This window comes from Agrobacterium sp. El2ro-1b (genome assembly GCF_048298475.1).
In the GTDB taxonomy this organism is placed as follows: domain Bacteria; phylum Pseudomonadota; class Alphaproteobacteria; order Rhizobiales; family Rhizobiaceae; genus Agrobacterium; species Agrobacterium fabrum.
In genome coordinates this window covers 1,674,166-1,697,807 of the sequence record NZ_CP103459.1, presented here as the reverse complement: position 1 = coordinate 1,697,807, position 23,642 = coordinate 1,674,166, and the positions used below count along the sequence as shown (strand labels likewise).

At 59.5% G+C, this 23,642-nt stretch carries 18 protein-coding genes; all 18 read right to left on the bottom strand.

Features of this window, described 5'->3' with window-relative positions:
• Positions 1 to 9: 9 nt before the first annotated feature.
• Complete coding sequence (locus NYR50_RS21890; RefSeq protein ID WP_174009902.1) at positions 10 to 1,551, bottom strand: sugar ABC transporter ATP-binding protein; 1,542 nt, start codon at positions 1,549 to 1,551, stop codon at positions 10 to 12.
• 234 nt (positions 1,552 to 1,785) lie between these two features.
• Positions 1,786 to 2,715, bottom strand: a complete 930-nt coding sequence (locus NYR50_RS21885; protein WP_174009903.1) for a sugar ABC transporter substrate-binding protein — start codon at positions 2,713 to 2,715, stop codon at positions 1,786 to 1,788.
• A gap of 518 nt (positions 2,716 to 3,233) precedes the next feature.
• A complete protein-coding gene (locus NYR50_RS21880; protein WP_174009904.1) occupies positions 3,234 to 4,676 on the bottom strand; it encodes a M20 family metallopeptidase in 1,443 nt (480 codons plus the stop codon).
• A gap of 127 nt (positions 4,677 to 4,803) precedes the next feature.
• Positions 4,804 to 6,348, bottom strand: coding sequence for an ABC transporter substrate-binding protein (locus NYR50_RS21875; protein ID WP_174009905.1), 1,545 nt, complete (start codon positions 6,346 to 6,348; stop codon positions 4,804 to 4,806).
• A 29-nt stretch (positions 6,349 to 6,377) separates the two neighbouring features.
• The gene (locus NYR50_RS21870) at positions 6,378 to 7,220 is read right to left on the bottom strand and encodes a serine hydrolase (RefSeq protein ID WP_174009906.1); all 843 of its coding nucleotides are present in this window, start codon (positions 7,218 to 7,220) and stop codon (positions 6,378 to 6,380) included.
• Positions 7,221 to 7,233: 13 nt separating this feature from the next.
• On the bottom strand, positions 7,234 to 8,868 hold the full coding sequence (locus tag NYR50_RS21865; protein WP_418138048.1) for an ABC transporter ATP-binding protein: 1,635 nt from the start codon (positions 8,866 to 8,868) through the stop codon (positions 7,234 to 7,236).
• The gene (locus tag NYR50_RS21860) at positions 8,865 to 9,683 is read right to left on the bottom strand and encodes an ABC transporter permease (RefSeq protein ID WP_174009908.1); all 819 of its coding nucleotides are present in this window, start codon (positions 9,681 to 9,683) and stop codon (positions 8,865 to 8,867) included. The genes NYR50_RS21865 and NYR50_RS21860 overlap by 4 nt, the downstream gene beginning before the upstream one ends.
• Positions 9,680 to 10,624, bottom strand: coding sequence for an ABC transporter permease (locus tag NYR50_RS21855; RefSeq protein ID WP_174009909.1), 945 nt, complete (start codon positions 10,622 to 10,624; stop codon positions 9,680 to 9,682). The genes NYR50_RS21860 and NYR50_RS21855 overlap by 4 nt, the downstream gene beginning before the upstream one ends.
• Positions 10,625 to 10,804: 180 nt before the next feature.
• Positions 10,805 to 11,710, bottom strand: a complete 906-nt coding sequence (locus NYR50_RS21850; protein ID WP_174009910.1) for a LysR family transcriptional regulator — start codon at positions 11,708 to 11,710, stop codon at positions 10,805 to 10,807.
• A gap of 208 nt (positions 11,711 to 11,918) precedes the next feature.
• Complete coding sequence (locus NYR50_RS21845; RefSeq protein ID WP_418138047.1) at positions 11,919 to 13,232, bottom strand: HlyD family type I secretion periplasmic adaptor subunit; 1,314 nt, start codon at positions 13,230 to 13,232, stop codon at positions 11,919 to 11,921.
• A complete protein-coding gene (locus NYR50_RS21840; RefSeq protein ID WP_418138046.1) occupies positions 13,219 to 15,066 on the bottom strand; it encodes a type I secretion system permease/ATPase in 1,848 nt (615 codons plus the stop codon). Before NYR50_RS21840 ends, NYR50_RS21845 begins: the two co-directional genes overlap by 14 nt.
• A 14-nt stretch (positions 15,067 to 15,080) precedes the next feature.
• Positions 15,081 to 15,836 (bottom strand): hypothetical protein, encoded by a 756-nt coding sequence (locus NYR50_RS21835; protein WP_174009913.1) that lies wholly within the window; start codon positions 15,834 to 15,836, stop codon positions 15,081 to 15,083.
• A gap of 103 nt (positions 15,837 to 15,939) precedes the next feature.
• Positions 15,940 to 18,711: a TonB-dependent receptor gene (locus NYR50_RS21830; RefSeq protein ID WP_174009914.1), complete on the bottom strand. Its 2,772-nt coding sequence runs from the start codon at positions 18,709 to 18,711 to the stop codon at positions 15,940 to 15,942.
• A 149-nt stretch (positions 18,712 to 18,860) separates the two neighbouring features.
• A complete protein-coding gene (locus NYR50_RS21825; protein ID WP_174009915.1) occupies positions 18,861 to 19,856 on the bottom strand; it encodes a FecR family protein in 996 nt (331 codons plus the stop codon).
• Positions 19,857 to 19,967: 111 nt separating this feature from the next.
• Entirely contained in the window at positions 19,968 to 20,468 is a 501-nt protein-coding gene (locus tag NYR50_RS21820; protein WP_174009916.1) for an RNA polymerase sigma factor, read from the bottom strand.
• Positions 20,469 to 20,679: 211 nt separating this feature from the next.
• Positions 20,680 to 21,432, bottom strand: a complete 753-nt coding sequence (locus tag NYR50_RS21815; RefSeq protein ID WP_418138045.1) for an ABC transporter ATP-binding protein — start codon at positions 21,430 to 21,432, stop codon at positions 20,680 to 20,682.
• A complete protein-coding gene (locus NYR50_RS21810) occupies positions 21,426 to 22,493 on the bottom strand; it encodes a FecCD family ABC transporter permease (RefSeq protein WP_174009917.1) in 1,068 nt (355 codons plus the stop codon). The genes NYR50_RS21815 and NYR50_RS21810 overlap by 7 nt, the downstream gene beginning before the upstream one ends.
• A complete protein-coding gene (locus tag NYR50_RS21805) occupies positions 22,490 to 23,629 on the bottom strand; it encodes an ABC transporter substrate-binding protein (protein WP_174009918.1) in 1,140 nt (379 codons plus the stop codon). The genes NYR50_RS21810 and NYR50_RS21805 overlap by 4 nt, the downstream gene beginning before the upstream one ends.
• Between the last annotated feature and the right edge of the window lie 13 nt (positions 23,630 to 23,642).

Genomic DNA, 23,642 nt, shown 5'->3' with positions numbered 1-23,642 from the left:
CGGCGCGCCTCACCGCGATGCGAGATCCATCACCTTCACCTGCGTGGCTTCACTTCTATCAAGGAAACCCGTCACCCGACCTTCATGCATGACCATGACACGGTCGCTCATACCCAGAACCTCCGGCATTTCGGAGGAAATCATGATGACGGCAACGCCCTGGCGCGCCATCTCGCAAACCAGCTTGTGAATTTCCGCCTTGGCCCCGACATCGATGCCGCGCGTCGGCTCATCCAGAATGAGAATGCGCGGCTTGGTCAGCATCCAGCGACCGATCAGCACCTTCTGCTGGTTGCCGCCCGACAGGTTCTCGATGCGCTCATAGAGATGCGGCGTCTTGACCCGGAGCTTTCGGCACATTTCCTCGCAGGCATCCGACAGCGCGCTTTCCTGCACGAAACCATTGGCGACATATTTGTCCTGCAGAACGGCGATCTGCATATTCTCAAGAATATTGAGAATGAGCAGACACCCCGTATCCTTGCGGTCTTCAGTCAGGAACGCCATGCGGTGGCTGATGGCCTTCGTGGGGCTGTCGATCGAAACCTGTTTACCGTCGATTGAAACGTTACCCGATGATGCGGGTGTGACGCCGAACACCGTCTCGGCTACATTGGATCGTCCCGAACCGACAAGACCCGCAACGCCGAGAATTTCACCGGCGCGGACATCGAATGACACATCATGGAACACGCCATTGAGCGTCAGGTTCTTGACCGACAGCACAACTTCACCGATCGGAACTTCTTCCTTCGGAAACATCTGGGTGATTTCGCGACCCACCATCATGCGGATGATATCGTCGCGCGTCACATCGGTGGAAGCGTGGGTGCCGATATATTTGCCGTCGCGGAAAACGGAGAACTCGTCGGCGATCTCGAACAGCTCGTTCATCTTGTGGGTGATGTAGACGATGCCGATACCCCGTTCCCTCAGATCACGAATGATGCGGAAGAGATGCTCAACCTCGCGCTCCGTCAAAGCCGATGTCGGCTCGTCCATGATGAGAACGTCTGAATTGTAGGAAACCGCCTTGGCGATCTCGACCATCTGACGGCTGGCGACGGAAAGCTCGCCGACACGCGTTTCCGGATCGAGATCGATGCCCAACCGTTCCAGCAGCGTTTCCGTGCGGCGATACATTTCGCCATGATCGATGAAACCCAGCCGGTTTTTCGGCTCGCGCCTGATCCAGATGTTTTCGGCCACCGTCATATAGGCCATCAGGTTCAGTTCCTGATGGATCATGGCGATGCCGTTTTCCAGCGCATCGAGCGGGGAATCGAGACGTATCGGCGCGCCTTTCAGGCGGATTTCGCCATCGTCAGGCTGGTAGATGCCGGCGAGAATCTTCATCAGCGTCGATTTGCCGGCGCCATTCTCGCCCATCAGCGCATGCACGGTGCCGCGCTTAAGGTGGAACTGCACATCATCGAGCGCCACGACGCCTGGAAATTCCTTGCGTATGCCATCCGCCGCGAGAAGAAATTCCGCATTCGGCACGGCTCCGCTGGCGCGCACGGCGGCCATTGTCGATGGACTGACGACCATCTCATCCTCCACAATAGACAAAAATACCGGCGACAGGCTCGCCATAAGGCGCCTCGCCTCCGGGGAGGCTTACAGCGCCATGTCGGTCACGACAAAAAAGGGCGCTGTAACAGTTTGAATTCACTGAAATTCAATCCTGGCCCGCACAGGCGCCGAAGCTTTTCCTCCGGCGCCGTCGAGAGCCGGCATCCGCGCCCTATATCGAAAACGGGCGCTGATGCCGGAAGGCGGGCGTTAGTTCTTGGCCACGTAGTCCTTGACGTTTTCAGGCGTCACGAGCTGGAAGGGAATGTAGACCTTCTTCTCGATCTTGTCGCCCTTGACGAGCTTCAGCGCGGCATCGAGCGCGCCCTTGCCCTGCCCTGCAGCGTCCTGGAAGACCGTGACGTCGAGATCACCCGCCTGCATGGCGGCAAGCGCGTCCTGCGTCGCATCCACACCGGCGACGACATAGTCCTTCATGTCCTTACCGGCGGACTTCAGAGCCTGAAGAGCGCCGATGGCCATTTCGTCATTATTGGCGATGACGGCGTTGAACTCGACGCCGCTGGACAGCCAGTTGGTGACGAGGTCGGAGCCCTGGGTACGCTGCCAGTTTGCGGTCTGTTCTTCAACGATCGAAATGCCCTTGCATTCGTCGGTTTTCAGAACATCGTGGACCGCCTGTGTCCGCATGCGCGCGCCCTGGTTGGACAGTTCGCCCATCATGACAACGGCCTTACCCTTGCCACCGAGAAGACGGCAGACTTCCTTGGCTTCAAGCGTGCCGGCCACGGTTTCTTCAGAGGCCACGAAGGCCTGGCCATCGGGCAGGTTGTCGACGTTTACCGGCTGGCGGTTGACATAAACCAGCGGGATCTTGGCATCGGCAGCGAGCTTCGACATGGCCGCCGTCGCATCCGTATCAACCGGATTGACGATGATTGCGTCGACCTTGGAAGCGATGAAATTCTGGATCTGGCTCTGCTGCTTGGCAACGTCGTTCTGAGCGTCCTCGACCTGCAGGGTCACACCCTTCAGTTCCTTGGAATAATCCTGCATGCCGTTACGCAGCACGGTCAGGAAGTTGTCGTCGAACAGCGCCATCGAGACACCGACCGTCTCCGCATGTGCTGCTGTGCCGAGAAGCACAGACATGGCTGCGCCAATGATAAATTTCTTCATTGCGTTTTCTCCTCCATGGCGTCCGGTGCCGCCTCTCCCAACCGGAGGCGGACCTGAAAGCCCGCCGCAACCTCCTCAGATTCAGAAAACGGAATAATGAAACCGATTTTCTGTCTGTTCGATATATTTATTCCATTTTTGGTTCGAACGTCAATGCTTTCTTCGCAGCCCCACGACAAAGCGGCACACAAGGCGGTGATAAAGGGAAATTCCTGAAGAAACGCGTTCCGAACCGGATTGCCAACGGCAATATCAAGACGCCATCAGCCTCATTCTCGCCCTTGAGGCGGAGAGCCATAAGCCATTGAAATTACGAACACCCGGTTCGAAACTCAGGATCAGGTCTACTATGATGGAAGATTTATTCCACGCCGAAAAACCGCCAGCCCTCTCTTCAGAGGACCGCCGGAACATCCTGTCTCTTCATCTGGAACGTCTATGCGATTCACCACGCTGCCCGTAAAAATCTGGCGGCAGATGGAGCTGTTGACGAGCGGGCGTGATGGGCGCGTAGCGTCTTACAAGTGGGAACCGGGCATGACATCGGGGGGAATCGGGCAGACATATCTGCTACCTTCGGTCTTTTCCTGCCACTCTTTTTTGGCATTGGCGAGCAGTTCCGGCGAGGTCATCAACGCAAGACCGGTCGATGCAAGCGTCTTGGCGGCATGCGCCATGGCCTTGTGAGCGGCGGGGCTTTTGCCCTGCGCTACCACCTGCCAGGTATGCGGATTGGTGCCAATCGCCCAGGCGGGCGTCCAGCACTGCGCCGTCGGTGTCACCCAGCTGACATCACCGACATCGGTGGAACCCGCCCGGAAATGCGACTGTCCCTCGAAATCCCGCAGGCCCAGGTGCAAAGGTGTCGAGCCGTCGATCTTCCGGTTGGAAAAGACATCATCCTTTATCTGGTAAAGCCGAATGCTGCTTTTGATCGCCTCGTCAGTAAAGGTGTCCTGGATGCTCTTTGCGAAAACGATATCCGCTTCATCGAAGGCGACAGGGCCAAGCGCCACCATGTTTTCATGCATCGCCGTTTCCAGCGTGATATTGGGCAGGAGATTGGTGGAGGCGGTATCGAAGACGATCTCCACCTCGGTTTCGGTCATCATGGCAGCACCACGCGCCACCTTGTCCACCCGCGCGGCAAGATCGAGCGCCTGACGCATTTCCGGGGCGCGGATCAGATAAAGCACTTCGGCTTTTGCCTGCACCACATTCGCCGCCTTGCCGCCGGTATCGGTGATTGCATAATGCACCCGGCAATCCTGCGGCATGTGTTCGCGCAGGAAATTAACGCCGACATTCATCAGTTCGACGGCATCGAGCGCCGAACGCCCGAGATGGGCGGCGTTGGAGGCGTGGGCCGCAACACCCTTAAAACGGTAGAAATATTCCAGCACGGCAAGATTATTGGTGGAACGTACACCATTGAAGGGTGCCGGATGCCAGGTCAAAGCCGCATCGACATCGTCGAACAGGCCGGCGCGTACCATGAAGGTCTTGCCGGAACCGCCCTCTTCACCGGGGCAACCATAATAACGCACCGTGCCGGGCAGATTGTTGGCTTTCAGATGCCGGGCAAGGGCAATCGCTGCCATCAGCGAGCCGACGCCAAGCAGGTTATGGCCGCAGCCATGGCCCGTGGCGCCCTCTTCGTGCGGCAACACCTCGGCCACATCGGCCACTTGGCTCATGCCTGCCAGCGCATCGAATTCTCCAAGGAAAGCAATGACCGGCTTGCCGCTGCCGAATTCGCCGATGAAGGCCGTTTCCATGCCTGCAACGCCGCGGCGAACCGCAAAGCCATTCTCCTCGAGCGCACCCGCCAGAACCCCTGCGGATTGCCGTTCTTCAAATTTCAGCTCGGCGAAATCCCAGATTCTGTCGCTCAAGGTGGTGAAATCGGGCTTCATTGCCTCGATTTCGGCGGCAATCGACATCACGGCGTCACGGTTCATGGCTTGTCCTCGTATTCCTGCCCTTAAGGGCGCGCGCAAACGCTTCGGCGGACGGGCCGCCAAATCATTACGGTCTATGATGGAAATACCCGCGCCGGGGTCCGCCTCCGGCGCGGGCGATAGCGGATCAGTTGTCGACCGAGACTTCCCAGAGACGGGCGTTCGACTGCCAGACTGGCTGGCCCTTGAGCTTCTTCGTGGCACCCCAGACATCGACCATGTCGTAGAGGAAGATGCCCGGCATTTCCTTCAGCATCAGCTCATGGAACTCATCGAAAATCTTCTGGCGCTTCGCCTGATCGGCCTCGACATAAGCGGCCTTCATCAGCTCGATCGCCTTCGGATCATCCCACATCAGCGAAGCGTTCTTGTCCTTGTTGCCGACGTAGAAGGCATACATTAGCGCTGGGTCGAGGCGCGGGGCGACCGACTGCGAGATCACCTGATAATTGCCGGAACGGCGGCGGTCGACCTGCGTGGCATAATCCAGCACTTCGATCTGCACGTTGAGACCTGCCTGCTGCATCATCGCCTGTGCCATGACGGCAGCCGGGAAGCTCGGCACGTTGCCGCGCTTGTTGGCGATGATGGAGATCGGCTCGCCCTTGTAACCGGCGGCCTCCAGTTCCTTCTTCGCGGCCTCGACATCATAGGCCGGGCGCTTCTTCTGGGCCTCGTCGTAATAGACCGAGTCCTGCGAGACCATCGAGCCGTTGGCTTCACCCGTGCCGTTCGATGCGGCAGCGACCAGTTCATCGAGATCCAGCGCCATCGCCATGGCGCGGCGCACGCCGGGATTGCTCAGCACCTTGTCGCGGGTCTGGATGTAGAACAGGTTCTTGCCGTTGTTACGAGACACGATGAGCTGCATCTTCTCATTGGTCTTGAACTCCGGAATGAGATCGGGAGAAATCTCGGCCGTGTCGAGCACGCCGGATTCCAGCCCGGCCTTCACGGTAGAGGCGTCGGGAATGACCATGAACTTGATGCCGTCAGCGAGCGGCCGCTTGGAGCCGACCATGCCATCAGGCTTGCCGTCATTTGCCGGCGAAACATAATCGGCAAATTTGGCAAGGCGGATATATTCGCCCTTCTTCCATTCGTTCCACTGGAACGGGCCGGTGCCGATGGGTTTGACGAAGCTGCCATCGGCCGCAACCGATTCCGGCGAAATCATGCCGGTATAACCGCATTCCGGCCGCGACATGAGGCCGAGAAAAACGGCGGAGGGTTTTGCAAGCGTGATCTGAACCGTCGATGCATCTGTGGCCTTGACGCCGGTGACGTGTGCTGCCCCGCCTTCCGCGAAATCGTTGAGGCAGGCCCATTTGGTTTCCGGCTTCAGGTAACGTGTCCAGTTCCAGACGACATCCTCTGCGGTGAGCGGCTTGCCATTGTGGAATTTCACGTCCTTGCGCAGCTTGAACGTATAGGTCAGGCCGTCAGGCGCAACCTCGACACTCTCGGCGAGAAGCGGCTTCACCTCGCCGGCATTGTTGTAACCGACGAGACCTTCGACGATGTGCAGGATCACGCCATCCGTATTGCCGTCGCGGTTGACGCCCGGATTGCTGCTGCGCAGATCAGAGCTCTGCGCAATGGTGATGTCACGGGCCGCCGCGATATTGGCTGTTACCAGCAGGGCAACGCCTCCAAGAAGAAATTTTTTCACTGTTCTACCCTCTTTGTTGTCGTTGATTATCATTGGTGAAAACCGTCCCAGCAGGCCTGTGCCAGCCGGCCGATCGTTTCGAGCGCGATGGTGTATCCCGGCGTACTGTCAGGCATGGTTTGCGGCACCTCATCGGTATAGGCGGTGATGATGAAGGACGGCGCGCCGTTTCTGTAGACGATGCCCGCATCCATGCGTCCGCGCTTGCCGCGTCCGCTTTTGCTGGCCACCATGGCCTCGAAAGGCAGGCGGGAGCGAATTCCATAACGCAAAATCTGGTTTTTCAGCGTCTGCATCGCCCATTCGCACAATTGCGGGCTGCAACCGAGCTTCGCCTGCGCTTCCGGCGAGGACTGCGCATCGAGAATGGTTTGCAGCAAAAGCACCTGATCCGCCGCCGACGTGGTGGTGACAGTCTTCAGCGGATGATCCGCTGCGAGCGCCAGCGGCGGAATGAGGAAACGGTGGTGGGTATTGGCCATGCCGAGCGATTTGCAATAGCCGTCCACCTCTTCCAGAGTCAGCCGTTCCAGCACCATCTTGGTGCAGACATTGTCGCTCAGCACCATCATTCCGGACAGCGCATCGCGCAGGGAAATGACAATACCAGGCGTCATGTAGCGGAACATGCCGCTCGCCACCTCTTCCGCCAGCCGCTTTTCATAGGTGACGGGCTGGTCGAGATCGATCCGCCCTTCGCTCGCGGCCTTGAGCACAGCCATCATGATCGATGTTTTGCGGGTGCTGCCCGACGGCGTCTCCTCGTTTTCTCCCCGGCCGATCTCTTCGCCGGTCAGGAGATTGCGCACCATGAAGCGCGTCACGAAAGGCTGTGCATCACAGATCGCATTCAGTTGGGCAGCCACAGTCATTGTCATCTTCCTGTTAAACTTCATCTTCCAGACGCCATTTCAGTGTCACGCCGCCCTTTTCATTCTGGTCGAGGGCGGGAATGGCCGAAAGCAGCCGGCGCGTATAGGCCTCTCTCGGACTGTCGAAAATCGTGTCGCGGTCACCTTCTTCGATGATGCGGCCGTCCTGCATGACGACGACGCGGTCGGCCACCTGCTCCACCACGCCGAGATCGTGGCTGATGAACAGGCAGGAAAAACCGTAACGTTTCTGCAGATCAGAAAAGAGATCGAGCACCTGCGCCCGCACCGTCACATCCAGCGCCGAAACCGGTTCGTCGGCGATCAGGAAGCGCGGGCGGCGGGCAATGGCGCGGGCAATCGCCACGCGCTGGCGCTGGCCGCCGGAAAGCTCGTGCGGATAACGGCCGGCATAGTCGGCGCCCAGCCCAACTTCCTCCAGCGTTTCCAGCGCCCGCTTGCGCTTGGCTGATTGATCAAGGCCGGGCACGAGGCGCAGCGCCTCTTCCACCAGCGCCTGAATGGTCATGCGTGGATCAAGGGAGGAATAGGGATCCTGAAACACCATCTGGCAATTCAGGCGGTAGTCCTTCCAGTCCTCGTTGCGCTCCCTGCCCTGAAAGCGGATTTGTCCTTCGCTTTCCTTGACGAGACCGGCGATGGTGCGGCCAAGCGTTGTCTTGCCGGAGCCCGAACCGCCGACCAGCGCCACAACCTCACCTTCATGAATATCGATGCTGACACCGTGCAGCGCCCGCTTCGGCTTGGCCTTCTTGAGTAGAGATTTGCGGCCGGCATAATCGACGACGATATCGCGGGCCGAAACCATCGGCGCCTTGGACGTGTCGATGCTGCGCGCCTCGCCGCGGAACGGCAGGGAGGAGAGAAGTTTCTTCGTATAGGGGTGCTGCGGCGCATCAAGCAGGTCCTCGGTGCGGCCCTGTTCGACAATCGCGCCTTTTTCCATCACCACGATGCGGCTGGTATAACGCGCCACCATCGGCAGATCGTGACTGATGAGCAGCACGGCGGTGCCTTCCGCCCGTGTCAGTTCCACCATCAATTCCATGACGTCGCGCTGGATGACAGCATCGAGCGCCGTCGTCGGCTCGTCGGCGATCAGCAATGCCGGCTTCAGCAGCATGACCGAGGCGAGCATGATGCGCTGGCGCATACCGCCGGAAAACTCGTGCGGATAGGCTGCCAGTGCACCTTCCGGATCGCGGATGCCGACCCGCCGCAACATATCGAGAATTTTCTCGCGGCGCTCTTCGGACGATAATTTCGTGTGAAGGATCAGCCCCTCTTCCAGCTGGCGGCCGATCGTCATCGACGGATTAAGGGAGGTCATCGGTTCCTGAAACACGACGCCGATCTCCGCGCCGCGCAGTCGGCGAAGCTCGCTCGTCGGCAGGGACATAACATCCTGCCCTTTATAAATGACCGATCCACCGGCAACGGCAATCGCCGGGGGCAGAAGCGAGATGAGCGCGCGGGTGGCAAGCGTCTTTCCCGAACCGCTTTCGCCGACGATGCCGAAGATTTCACCAGCGGCAATATCGAAGGAGACATCCTTCACCACCCGGTGGCCGCTTCCTTTGACCTCCAGCGAAAGGCCGCGCACGGTAAGAAGAGTATTGTCCGTCATTTGAGACCTCTCATGCGCGGGTCAAGCCTGTCGCGAAGGGCATCGCCCAGAAGATTGATGCCAAGCAGCGTCAGCGCGATGCAGAGACCCGGGAAAAGCCCCAGCCACACGGCCTGCTGGATGAAGGGCCGACCGGCGGCCAGCATGTTGCCCCAGGTGGGGGCCGGCGGCGGCACGCCGAGACCGAGGAAGGACAGCGCGCTTTCCGACAGGATGGCCCAGCCGAACATGGAGGTAGCGAGAACCGTGATCGGCGCAATGCAATTGGGCAGGATATGGCGGAACATGGTGTAGATCTCACCATTGCCCATCACCATCGACGCCTCGATGAATTCCCGCTCGCGCAGTGAAAGCACTGCACCGCGCACCACGCGGGCCATGGACGGCGTATAGGCGATGCCGAGCGCGAAGATGATGCCATACTGGTTGGCGCCAAAAACCGCGAGCAGACCAAGTGCCAGAAGAATACCCGGAAAGGCCAAGAGCGCATTGTTGATGGCCATGATGACACCATCCACCCAGCCCCGCGCATAACCGCTGACAAGGCCGATCAGGGTGCCGAAGATCGTCGCGAAGCTGACCGTCAGAAAACCGATCCAGACGCTGGCGCGCGCGCCGACCATCAGGCGGCTCAAAACATCGCGCCCGAATTCGTCGGTGCCGAGAAGATGGCTGGGGCTTGGTCCGGCCAGACGCGAGGCGAAACCGAGTTTCATCGGATCGTAGGGCGTCCAGAGCAGGCCGGTGATGGCGGTGATGAGCAGGACGGCGATGAGGAAGCCGCCGATAAGCCCGTTGAGTGTGAACTTTTTCATTCGGCAACCACACGCGGATCGAAGAGGGGATAAAGAAGGTCGACGAAGAGGTTGACCAGCACATAGGACAGCGAAACGAACAGCAGGCAGCCCTGGATCACGGGGTAGTCGCGGGCGAAAATACTGTCGACCATCAGCCGTCCCAGCCCCGGAATGGTGAACACCGTCTCAATGACGGCGATGCCGCCGAGAAGATTGCCGAGGATGAGGCCGATCATCGTCCAGGTCGGGCCAAAGGCATTCTTGAAGGCGTGCCGCCAGAGAACGGCGCTTTCCGACAGCCCCTTGGCGCGGGCATGGGTGATGTAATCCAGCCGCAGCACCTCCAGCGTCGAGGCGCGCGCCATGCGGATCAGAACGCCCATTTCATGGATGACAAGCGTCATGACAGGCAGGACGAGATAGAGCATGCCGCCAACGAGATTGTCGCTGATCGATACATATCCCAGCACCGGCAACCAGCCGAGTTTTAGGCCGAAGAACAGCAGAAGCAGAAGACCCAGCCAGAATGTCGGGATGGACAGCAGGAGCGTTGCCGTTCCCACCAGCGCAAGATCGGTCACGCTGTTCTGTTTCCAGGCGGCAATGACGCCCGCGGGAACCGCAATCAGGCTGGCGAGCAGCACGGCAACCACGACGATCTCTGCGCTGACGAGAAAGCGCGAGACGACCAGCGGCAACACCGCCTCGTCATTGACGATGGAGCGGCCGAAATCGCCCTGCACCACATTGCCGGCCCAGATGACGAATTGTTGCGGCATGGACTTGTCGAGGCCGAGTTCGGTCCTCATCGCCTCGATCTGTTCAGGTTGTGCCATATCGCCCAGCATCAGGGCGGCCGGATCGCCCGGGATGAAGCGGATGAGCGCAAAGACCGTGATCGACACGAATGCGATCGTCGGCAGCGCCATCAAAAGACGGCTCAGTATGAATCTTATCATCGGTTCCCCACGATTGATGGCCGGGAATGACATCCCGCCTCTATCGGTTTCGTTGCTGGTAACTATGACGGATTGAGAAATATCACGCAATATTATGCGTAAACGTCATATAGCTATGCAGAATGACGGCCGCGTTTCCTGCTGATGACGACAATGAGATTTCCCGCCCAAATCCCGTTTTTAGTCGATTTTTTGCGAAAGCTGGATTTCCCGCTTCAAGGCGTCGCTGAGTGCCTGGGCGGCGATGGACAACGGTGCGCCCGACGCGCGGGCAAGGCCGAATTCCTGCGTCGCCTGCGGGACGAATGGTCGGGCGACAACGGGAAGATGCCGGTAGAGATTCGCATAAAAACTGCTGATGATCGTTACCCCCAACCCGTGCGCCACATAGGCGCAGGCGGAACTGTTGGTATGGGTCTCGATCTTCACCATCGGCTTGACGCCGGCCTTCTTGAAAACCTGATCGAGCGCCATACGGTTCGGCCGCTGGCGACCAATGAGGATCAGCGGAATATCGCGCAGGTCCTTGACGGTGATCTCTTGAAGGTCGGCCAGCGGATGATCCTCCCGGACCACGCAGACGCTCTCGCCGGTCGCAACACGCTCAACATCGATGCCCGGCCCGATCTCGCCTTCCATCCGCAGGAAACCCAGATCGATCACCCGCTCACCCACCAGCTTGTTGATGGCGGTGGTCGTTTCGAAAAAAGTTTCGATGCGAACGCCGGGAAAATCCCTGACATAGTCGATCAGCATGGCGGGCGCGAAATTTTCCCACATGCTGCTCGGCAGGCCGATGCGGACGATTTCCGGACCGGCAGCACCATTGCGCAAATCTTCTGCGTGGCCGGACATGCGGTCGACGGCAAGCAGCACATTTTCCGCATCACGGGCAAGAAGTGCGGCCTCCGGCGTCGGAATGAGCCGCCCCTTGTCACGGGCAAACAGTGTCAGCGACAGATCCGACTCGAGCTGCGCCAGAAGCCGGCTGACGCCGGACTGGCTGAGGCCCATGGCCTTGGCGGTGGCGATGGTCGAGCCGGTGGAAAGAAGCGTGCGCAGGACTTCGAGCTGCTTGATATTCATAAGGCCAGCACCAATGGATGAAAAACGAGCCGGTATCGGTTCAAACCTTTTGCCGCCGATAGTGCTTCATGTCACCGTTTTTTTATCCCAAGCTCGATAGCCGCCTACAATTTCACCTCATAGATCGTGTCGTTCGTCGCGACGCGTGCCTCGCCTAATGGAGCCACCGCCGCACGGCTATGACAGCGTAGGACCGGCAAAAAGCTCGCTATTCCTCGCGGAAGGCGCGGCTGATCTGGTCGGTGAGTGGTTTGGCGATATAGGACAGCGCCGTTCTTTCGCTGGTCTGGATGAAGGCCTCGGCAGGCATGCCCGGCATCAGCGGCGCATTGTTCAGCTTCTTCCGCTCGGTAACGGGTACGGAAATCCGCGCCAGATAATAGGAAAGACCGGTGCGCTGATCTGTGGTGATGTCAGCCGCGATACGGCTGACATGGCCCTCCAGTTCCGGCGTGACCCGCTGGTTGAAGGCGGTCATGCGCAGCATGGCCTTTTGCCCCACCTGCAGCTGGTCTATATCCTTCGGCACGATCTGCACCTCCAGCGCCAGCTCGTCTCCGTCTGGCACGATCAGCATGATCGGATCGGCGGGCGTCACCACGCCGCCGACCGTATGCACGGCCATTTCATGCACCATGCCGGATTGCGGCGCGACGATATCGATGCGCTTCAACTCATCTTCAGCGGCGACCTTGCGCTCGACGAACTCGCCCATCTGAGCCTGTATCTCGCGCAGTTCCCGGCCGACCTCGGTGCGCAATTCCTGATCGATCTGCAGGATCTGCAGCTTCGTTTCGGTGATTCGCCCCGCCGTTTGCGCCTGATAGGCAATTTTTTCACCACGCTCGCCACCAAAGGTCGCGGCCTGTGTCTGCAGGCTGTTCAGCCGCTGCACGGACACGACGCCCTGTTCACGCAGGGATTTCTGCGACGTGATTTCCGCTTCCAGTACCGCAAGGCCGTTATCATAAGCGACTTCCTGCGCCTTCAGCCCTTCGATTTCATGCTCGAACTGAGTGATGCGTTCGGCAAGCTGCGCCTTGCGGCCCTCACGGTAGGATTTGCGGAATTCGAACAGCTTCGTTTCGCTGCGCATGGCGGAGGCGACATCGGGATCGTCGCTTCGCGCTATCAAAGCTTGTGGAAAGATGAGTTCCTGAAGGTCGTCGCGCTCCGCTTCCAGCCTTGCCATGCGCGCGCCCAGCTCATCCAGACGCTTGGTGACGATGGCCAGATTGGCGCGGGTCTGGGTCGCGTCAAGACGCATGACCACGTCGCCCGCTTTTACCCTCTCTCCCTCATTCACCAGGATTTCGCCGACGACACCACCCTTCGGATGCTGCACCTTCTTCGTATAGGAATCCACCACCAGGTGACCGGAAGCGACCACCGCGCCGGCAAGATTGGTCGTCGCGGCCCAGCCGCCAACCCCGGCCAGTAGTGCTGCGCCTGCGGCAAGACCGGCAAGGAGATGTTTGCGGATGGAGCGGGAGACAAGGGTTCGCTGATCAATGTTTGGCATCCGCATCTCCTTCCTGGCTCTGCTCATCCTGAACATCCTCCACCAGCGCGGGTTTGAGCTGGACATTGGCAACGACACGCAGCGGCGAGACGGTCTGGGCGGATGCGGCAAATCCCTTGGCCGCCTGCGCCTGCGGAACGCGCAACACCTTCGACAGTACCTCGTCGCGTGGGCCGAAAGCCTTCATTCGCCCCTCTTCCATCATCAAAATATAATCGACGGCGCCGATCGCACTCGGCCGGTGGGCGACGACGACGGCAATCCCGCCCCGCGCCTTGACCGATGTAATCGCCCTGACCACGGCGGCCTCGCCCTCGGCATCGAGATTGGCGTTCGGCTCGTCCAGCACTACGATAAAGGGATTGCCGTAGAGCGCGCGGGCAAGACCGATGCGCTGGCGTTGTCCGGCCGAAAGTGCAGAACCCGCCTCGCCAATATCGCTGTCATAACCTTTTTCAAAACGCAGGATCAGCTCATGCGCACCGGCCGCCCTGGCCGCTGCGATGAGAGCCTCCGGATCGGGATTGTCGTCGAAGCGCGAAATATTCTCGCCGATCGTGCCATCGAACAGCTCCACCCCCTGCGGCAGATAACCGATATGGCGACCGAGCGTTTCGCGATCCCATTGATCGAAGCTCGCGCCATCCAGCCGCACCTTGCCGGCAGCGGGCATCCAGGCGCCGGTGAGAATGCGCGCGAGCGTGGATTTGCCCGAGCCGGAAGGGCCGATGACACCGAGCGCATTTCCGGCGGTTACGACAAAACTAAGCCCGGTGACGGTGGGTTTTCTTTCTCCCGGCGGAACGATGGTGACATTCTCGACCCGCAATTCCTTTTCCGGCTTTGGCAGGGCCATGGCGGCGGCATTGGCCGGCATCTGCGCAAACAGCTCTCTCAGCCGCGCCCAGCTCTGCCGGGCGGCCACGAAGGACTTCCAGTTGGAAATGGCGAGATCGACGGGGGCCAATGCCCGGCCCATCATAATCGAGCTGGCGATCATCACACCACCAGAGGCTTCCTGCCTGATGACCAGCCAGGCGCCAACCGCCAGAATGGCCGATTGCAGCACGACCCGCAGCGATTTTGCGAGATTGCCGAGACCACCGGCCACGTCACCTGCCTTGCGGTTGGCGGCGAGATAGGCCTCGTTGGAATTCTGCCAGCGTTTGCCGAGCCGGCGGCCAAGCCCCATGGCCTGCACGATCTCGGCATTGCGGCGCGAAGCTTCCAGCTGCCGGTTGCGGGCCATGTTTTCCACCATGGTGTCGCGGATCGGCTTTTGCGAAAAGATGTTGGTGAGGATCGTGAGCGATACCAGCAGCACGGCGCCGGCGAGCGCGGTCACGCCGATCCAGACATGAAACAGAAAACATATGCCGAGATAAAGCGGCATCCACGGCAGATCGAAAAAGGCGGTCGGTCCGGTGCCGGAGAGGAAGCCGCGCACATTGTCGAGATCGCGCAGCGGCTGCAGCCCATCGCCCGGCATGCGGTTGACGAGCGGCAGGCGTACCACCGCGTCGTGCACTCTCCCGGAATAACGCATGTCGAAATCTTCGCCGATACGGATCAGGACACGCGCGCGGATAATATCAAGCAGGCACTGGAAGCCATAAAGCCCAAGCGCAAGCAGCGCGAGCCCAACCAGTGTCGGCAGGCTGCCGCTGGCCAGCACCCGGTCATAGACCTGCAGCATGAACAGAGGCGACGTCAGCGCCAGTATGTTGACCACGCCGCTGACGAGCGCGACGCCGAGAAACGTGCTTTTAAGGGGCGAAACAACCGCCGCAGTGAGGGACTGCGGCGGTGTCTGCTGGTGGTTTTGAAAGCCCACAGCCTGTTTTTCCTTTACGCGGCAAGCGCCAATGCGCTGGCGAAAATGAAGTCCGATGCGTCGAGTACATTTGCATCGACGCCATTCAGCGTGATGGAGACGGACGTGTCTGTTGCGGAAAGGATAACGGCATTTCCGTTATCATTATACCACAACAAATCGTCCACCGAAGTTGCGCCCCAGGCCGAGACATCAAGCGTATCCGTGCCGTCCTGATAGCCATAGGTTCCGGTCGGGCCAGCCGCTACGACGTCGTTGCCGCCCGAGAATACGAAGGTATCCGCACCGGCAAAACCGGTCAGGGTATTGGAGGCAGCCGTATCCTCGATCACCGTGCCGGTGGCCGCAAAATAATCATAGAAGCCGGCCAGCGAACCGAAGCGGGCAAGCTGGTAGACGGCGAGATCGAGAAGATCGCGGGCACCGGCCAGCGAGTACGCGCTGTCAGGGTCGATCAGCAGTTCCTGCTGGCTGACCGCGATGCCGCTGCTGGACTGGCTGTAGCCGGTGCCCAGAACGATGCTGTCAACCGAACCCGTCAGGTTGCCCTGGGAGTATTGCAGAGCGCCGCTCATGACGATGCCCTTGCCGCCGGAGCTGCCATCGCCCCACGCCTCATAGGTCGTGTTTGGGTCAATGGTGGTGGTGGCGAGAGAGCTGGTCTGAGCGTCGTAGAACGCACCATAGGTCGAACCGAAACCGCTGGTCCAACCGTTGAGGTAACCGATCAGGTCGGAGGAAGACTGCGTCAGTTGAATTGTGGTAGCCATAGGTGTACTCCTTTGCTGGCCAATAGAGGTACCTTCGTCCTGTAGCGAAGGCGTTTCATCTCCGGGACGGGCTGCAACCCAGCCCGGAGAATTCTTCCGCGTTTCAGAACTTCACGTTCATCGTCGCGATAAAGGTGCGGCCCGGCGCCGTGTAGGCGCTTGCGGCCGGGATATATTTGCGGTCCGTCAGGTTGTTTACGGCGAAACGAAGCGTGGCCTTGTCGTTGAAGGCATAGGAACCGTAGAGGTCCACCGTCGTATAAGGATCGGTTATCTCGCGCAGATTGCCCTCCGTATCCAGCGTGCGCGACTGGGTCGGCGTGACGTGGTTGAGCCTTGCGCCCAGCGAGAATTTTTCATCGAAGAAACGCATGCCGCCATCGAGCGTCAGCTTCATCTTGGGCGCCACATCGCCGGGCCAGGCCACGATTTCACCTGACGTGGTGGTCGTGCTGTTGGAAAAAACCTGCGTCTTTTCAGGCCATTCCGTTTTCAGAACCGTCGCCGAACCGCCAATCCAGAAACTGCGGGCATCATAATTGCCCTCCAATTCAAGCCCGCGCATATAGGTCGTGCCATCCAGATTGACGAAGCTGGTATAGGTGCGGTCGAAGACCTGATCCGTGACGAGATAACCGAGAGCGATGTAGTCCTTCACCTCCCGGCGAAAGGCTGCCATTTTGATGCGCAGGGTATCATCGTCCAGCAGCACGCCGTCGAAACTCATATTCGCGCCAATTTCATAGGTCGTCGCTTTTTCGGCGCGTAGAGACTGGTTCGGAGCGTATTCGTATCCGGCGCTATCACCCGGGCGCGCACCGGCGAAAAATGTCTCGAGAATTGTCGGTGGGCGCAGGCTCTGGGAATAGCTCACATAGGGGCGGAACCAGTCGACGGGTTTCAGTTCGATGGTGGCGGAGGGCAACCAGGCGCTGTAGGTGCGGTCGATATCGACCTCATGCGAGGGATATTCGGTGACCGGTATCGGTGGTTTAGTTGTTCCGGTTCCCGGCATGCAACCTGCCGAGGCATTTGGCCAGGCACGCGCGAGATAAAGCGCGTAACGTGTCGCCCAGCTCGGATTTGCCGGAAGGAAAACCTGATTGAAATAGTCGAGGGGCGTATAGTGATTACGAACGGGATCGCACGCAACAGACGTGTCAATCAGGTAACTGTGGGTGCTGTAATAAGTAGCCGATCCTTTCAGACGCGACCAATCGTAACGTACACCACCGCTGAGCGTGACCCAATCCGCCGGCTCCAATTCCCCGTTTAAGAACAGGCTGGCCACATCACGCCGCCCTGCAGGGCTGAAAGACGTGTAGCTGCTGGCATAGGCGGGATTTTGCGCAATTGTGGCACTCGTCGCAACGGATGTCGCGATGTCCCGAAAGGCTTCGGCTCCGTAGTTCAAGCTGAGCGCACCAGCCCTGGTGTCGAAACGACTGGTATTTTCCAGGCTGCCGCCGAAACTGCGCAGGCCCATGTCAAGATTCGTCTCTACCGCATAAGTGCGCGCCGCCCGCAATTCATGCGTCATATTATCGTTCAGCCACAGCGATGACTTGACGTCGATGAGTTCGCTTTCCGGGTCCCAGTCCAGCTTCGCGACGACGCTGTCATTGCGAACGCTTTCCCGGTCGATGACAGTGGAAGCGCCCTGAACGAAATCATTCTCCTGATGCATCCAAGAGAGCGAGGCCTTTACATCGCCAAAATCGCCTTCACCCTTGAAAAACGTCGACCAGCCATCGCGGCCCAAAAGGTCTTTCATCGTCAGCGCGGTACTTCTGGCCTCGCCTTTAGTTCCGATCTTGTATTCGTCCATGATCGTGCGGCTATAACCGGCGACAAAGGAAAGAGGACCATCCGGCTCACGAACGGCACCGAGAACCGAGCCTTGAAAATCATAACCATTGGTGCCGCGGGAAACATTCACTTCCCCACCCTTGTTTTCGCCTGCGGCAATCAGATCATCGGCGCTGACGGTGCGGAATTCCACCTTGCCACCTAGCGAGCCCGCGTTACCTGAGCGCGCATTGGTTATTTTCTCGATTTCGACGGAACGGATAAAGGCGACATCTACATAACCCTGCCCAGCGCTTGCGGTGTAGCTCGTGGCGCCGCCGAACGCCGCCCCACGCTGCGCATTCTGCCGCGCGCCATCGATGGAGACGACCACGCGGCCACTTTCCTGCAAGCCGCGCACATTGGGCGAAACGGTCGGGAAGCTGCCATTGCCCTCGCCGGCATAAACGCCGGAGACCCGGTTGAAGACATCGCGCGTGTTGCGCACGCCGGCCGTCTGGATTGCCTCGCGACTGACCACGCTGACGCTGGCGGGCGTGTCGTAAACCCAGTCAGGCGTTCCCTGATAACCGGCGCCGGCAAGGGAATTGCGCCCGCTCTTACCGGTCACGGTGATGGTTTCGAGAACCGTAGTACCCGCCGCCCCGGAAAGATCGACGGTGGATTCCTCCGCGCCGATGATCACCGTCCTGCCATTCCCGGCAATGCGGAAATTGACACCCGTGCCGGCCAGAAGTCGCGACAGAGCCTCCCGCACCGTAAAACTGCCGGTGACGGCATTGGTGCGGACATTACCGGCCGTCGGCGTGGCAAGCGTGACCTGAAGGCCGGATTGCCGGCCGAAAGCACCGACGACTGACGACAGCGACTGGGCGGGAATATTGAATGGACGCGTCGCCCCCTGCTCACCGCCCGACTGCCTGGAATTTGCGGCATCCGCTCCGGTCTGGGCAAGAACAGGCGGTGCGAATGAAATGGCGATCGCTGTTGTCGCCAGCAACACGGCCCTGCGGGTCTGCCCTGCGGCTGTTTCCCTCGACCCGGTCCTGCATATCTGGAGGCGCATAATACTTCTGTCTTCCTGTCTTTCACTCCGGACATATCTTGACCGGATTACTCAACAAAAAGACGATTGCCGCGGGGATTTTTTTCAGGCTTTCGGAGAAAATTTTATAAGTAACTGAAAGTAAATAATATTTTATGATTCTGGCCTTTTTAGAAACGGGTAATGATGCGGGCCGATCCGCCAATCGCATGCACCTTGCCCCTATAGGGTTCCACAAGCGCTTCCAGCGCCCGGTCAGGGTCTCGCAGATCGTAAAATCCCGTCACTTTCTGCTCGGCCAGCCGCTTGTCGGCCATGGTCAGCCATGCGGGATGGTAACGCTGGATCTGCTCCACCACCGAGCCTATCGTTGCGTCGACCACGTAAAGTTCGCCCTTGCGCCAGCCGCCAATATCTTCGACCGGGACATTCTCTTTGCGGATCGCACCGGCGGCGTCGACGACCAGCATCTCGCCCGGCACAAGCCGCGTTGGCGGCGCGTTGCGGAAGGAGGCTTCCACGGAACCATGGGCCAGTGCGACTTGCGTCACGCCATCCGTCAAGTCGACATCAAATGCCGTCCCCAGCACCTGAACGGTGACGTTCTTCGCCTCTACGACGAAGGGACGGGTCTTATCCGGCACGACATCGAAGAACGCTTCGCCCTTCAGCACCTTCACGGTGCGGCGGCCATCCCTGAACTCTGCGGAAAGCGCACTGGCCGCGGCAAGCTCCACCGTGCTGCCGTCTTCGAGCGTGATGGTGCGCCTTTCGGCCGTGCTGGTCTGATAATCCGCCTCAAGGCGAACAGAAAAAGTCGGGATGAACAGCACCACAAGACAGAGCGATGCCGCCGCCACGGCGGCACCTGCATAATGCCTGACGGACCAGCGCCGCCGCTTTGGATTTATCGCGGCCTTGCCCGGCAGATGCGCTGCATCTTCCCAGAGGTTCTTGAATTCCGGTTCGACCAGGCCGAGGTTCCGCCAGATCTTGCATGTCCGTTCCCAGGCAAGGCGGTTTGCCTGCGAGGCCGCCAGCCATCGCTCGAATTCCGCCTTCAATCGCGGTTCCGTCGCGCCCCCCTGCAGCCGCAGCAGCCAGTCGGCCGCCTCTTCCGCCTTCCCGGTCGGCAACTCAATCTTGTTATCGGGATCAACAGTCATTGAACCGGGCCAGTTCCTTTGCGGGGCAGACGGGAAGCGTCGTCTTGCTCAATTGTTATAAAGACGTTTGACGACGGGATTTTTTTCACAAGACAGGACAATAAGGCTATTTTACTTCATTTCTCTGGTAATCGCGACAATGCTGCCCTTTATGAGACGGTGGGCGCTGGCCACCGACACGCCGAGATGACGCGCGATCTCCTCCATGTTGTAACCGCCGAATCTGTGCATTTCCAATGCCACCCGTGCCTGAACCGGGAGGCCCGCCAAAATAGTCTGCATCTGCCGGACTTCATCGCAGAAAAGCGCATGTTCCTCCGGTGTGCCATTATCCTGCGGCATGCCCCAGAAAGGCGTATCGTCCGGCCGTTCCCGAAGGTCCTGCCGGCTGCGCCGGCGATTATCAAGCGCAAGATTGCGAACGATGCGGAAAAGATAGGATTTGAGATTGGTGGGATTGCCGGAGGCTTCGGGAACGAATTTCAGGAAGGCTTCCTGAACCACGTCCTCCGCATCCGCGCGTGACCCCAGAATAAGGGTGGCGTATTTGATCAGGTCGACCCTATGCGCGACGTAAGCGTTATAACGCCTGTCATCTTCCCGTATGCCCATGTCTCAACCGAGAGAAATTCGAGGGATCGACGAAACCCGCCGGAGCCTGAATGGCCGCGCAGTTTTGCCGTCCATAGCTCTAACATCCAAAAGCGGCATCGAACAGATATTTCATGACAATTATTATCAAGAATTAAGGCGGTAGCGATCTATGCTTGACGACCGGCCGGCGACGGGAACCCGGCCACAGATGCGGCCGGGTCTTGCTCTCTCAGATAGCGCCGTCGACGATAACCATCGGCCTGCCCTGCGAACAGGGCTCGATGCGGGCATCGATGCGATAGATATCGCGCAGCATGGCGGGGGTGATCACCGCTTCGGTACTACCGCTCACCACCATTTCACCGCGCGCAATCACCATCGTATTTTCGCAATAACGAAGCGCATGGTTGAGGTCATGCAGGGCGATCAGCACGATCATGCCGGCTTTCTGCGCGAGATCGGAGACGAACCCCAGAACCTCGATCTGCCGGTGAAGATCGAGTGCGGAGGTCGGCTCGTCCATCAGCAGCACTTCCTGTTTGCGGGCGAGCGCCTGCGCCAGCGACACAAGCTGCCGCTGGCCACCGGACAGTTCGCCGAGGCCACGAAAGGCAAGGTCGTGGATTTTCAGCGCCTTGAGAATGGCGTCGATCTCGAACAATTCATCGTCATGAACGCGCCAGCCGCCGCCCTGCTTGGCCGAAAGAAGCACGGATTCGTAAACCGTCAGCACAGCATTGGCGCCGGTATCCTGCGGCATGTAGCAGATGGCGCGGTTGCCGCGGGCCGTGTCGGACAATTCAACCAGGCCGGGTCCGGAAATGAGGCTTGCGATACGCTTGAAAAGCGTCGACTTGCCGGCGGCGTTGGGGCCGATCACGGCCGTAACGCTGCCGCTTTCCAGCGTATCGATGCCGACCTTGGAGAGAACGGTGGTGCGGCCATAGGCGGCCCCGACATCTTTCAGTGCGAGCATTACCATGCGCGTCTCCTGTTGCCGAAAATGAGCGCGAAGAAGAAAGGTACGCCAACGAGCGCCGTGATGACGCCGATCGGCAGGATCGCACCGGGAATGAGGATCTTGCTGATGACCGAGGTTGCCGACAGAAGCAGCGCGCCGCAGATGATCGCGCCGGGCAGGAAGAAACGCTGGTCTTCACCCACCACCATGCGGGCGATATGCGGCCCGACCAGACCGACAAAGCCGATGGTGCCGACAAAGGAAACCGGAATGGCGGCGAGAAGGCTGACCGTCAGCATGGTCGTCAGCCGCAGCCGGCGCACATTGATACCCATGCTGGCCGCCTTGTCGTCGCCAAGCCTGAGTGCCGTCAGTGCCCAGGCTTGGCGCATGAACAGCGGTACGGTGACGACGAGAATGGCGGCGGTGATATAGACCTTGTCCCAGGTCGCCTTGGTCAGACTGCCCATGGTCCAGAACACCACGGCAGCAAGCGCCTGTTCGGAAGCCAGATATTCGAGTAGCGACAGCGCCGCATTGAAGGTGAAAACCAGCGCGATGCCGAGGAGCACGATGGTTTCGACCGTCACGCCGCGCATCGTCGAGGCAAAATGGATGAAGAGCGCCGCAATCATCGCCATGATGAAAGCGTTGATCGGCACCATGTAATGCACCGCCCCAGGAAAGATCGCCACGCCGCCGACAAGCGCCAGCGCAGCGCCAAAGCTTGCAGCCGCCGAAATACCGAGTGTGAAGGGGCTGGCGAGCGGGTTGGAGAGGATGGTCTGCATCTGCGCGCCCGCAACCGAAAGCGACGCACCAACGGTAACCGCCATCAGCGCGATCGGCATGCGGATATCCCAGATCACCACCCGAAGCTGGTTTCCGACGGCCGCCGGATCGGCAATGGTCGCCAGAACTTCCGACAGCGTATAACGCGCCGGGCCGAGCGCCATGTCTGCGGCCATGCTGAAACACAGGGCGAGGAAAAGCCCGACGAGGATAAGGATCCTGCGCGCCGCAAGGGCGCGATATTGATCGCGCCCGCTGACGCCATCGGCGCTTTCATTCAGCGAAGTCATTGGTTCAAACCTTTTTCGAGCGAGGCGAAATAGCCCGGCTTATAGGTGACGGGGAGGAATTTCCGGTGGAATTCCTCAAAATTCTTTTCCGGATCGAGATCGGCGAAGAGATCGGGGTGGAACCACTTGGCAAATTGCTGGATCGGGAAGAACTCGTAAGGCGCGCCGTAGAACTGGTGCCAGACGGCGTGGACGTTGCCACGCTTCACGGCATTCAGTTCCGGAAACGGCGTGCGCTTCATCAGATTAGCAAGCCTCTGACGGGAAAGGGCCATATCGGCGCCGCGTCCGACGGGAACGAACTGGTTGATATCGGATTCCGCCGCCCAGTTGGAGCCGGTGACGATGACATGATCAGGGTCGGCAATCACCAGCTGCTCGGGATTGAGATCACCGAAGGTCGTCTTGATGATGCCGTCGGCGATGTTGTGGCCACCGGCGAGGTCGACCATCGCGCCGAAATTGACCGGGCCGAAGGTGCGGCAGCAATTGTCCTCGCCGGAAATGCCGGGCGCGCGCTCGATGAAGACCTTCGGCCGCTCCAGGTCCTTGACGCCGGCAAGGCGGTCGGTCACGCGGGCGATTTCAGCCCGTCGATAGGCGATGAATTCCTTGGCGCGCTCTTCGGCACCGAAGAGTTTGCCGAGGATTTCGATGGAAGCTTCGCTGTTCTTTTCGGGATCGATACGGAAATCGAGATAGATGACCTTGATTCCGGCAGCCGCGGCCTTGTCTTCGAAACCGCTTTCCTTCGCGGATTTTTCCGCTTCCAGATTGAGGGTAATCACATCAGGCGACAGGGTGATGGCCGTTTCCAGGCTGAAATCGCCCTGCGGCACATAACCGAAACGCGGCAGTTTTTCGATCGCAGGGAAACGCTCGACATAGGCGGCGTAGCTGTCCGGGTCCTTCTTGAGGAGATCGTCACGCCAGCCGACGATGGTATCGAAGGTCTGATCGCCTTTAAGCGCGGCGATGACATGCACCTGGCGGGCTTCGCCAACGATGACACGCTTGGCCGGCAGGTCCAGCTCGACCTTACGCCCGGTGACGTCGGTAATTGCCCCGGCCTGCGCCGCCACGGCGAGAAGGGAGAAAGCCAGCACTGCAAGATGCCTGAGAGCGTTGGGCCGCATGAGAAATCCTCAC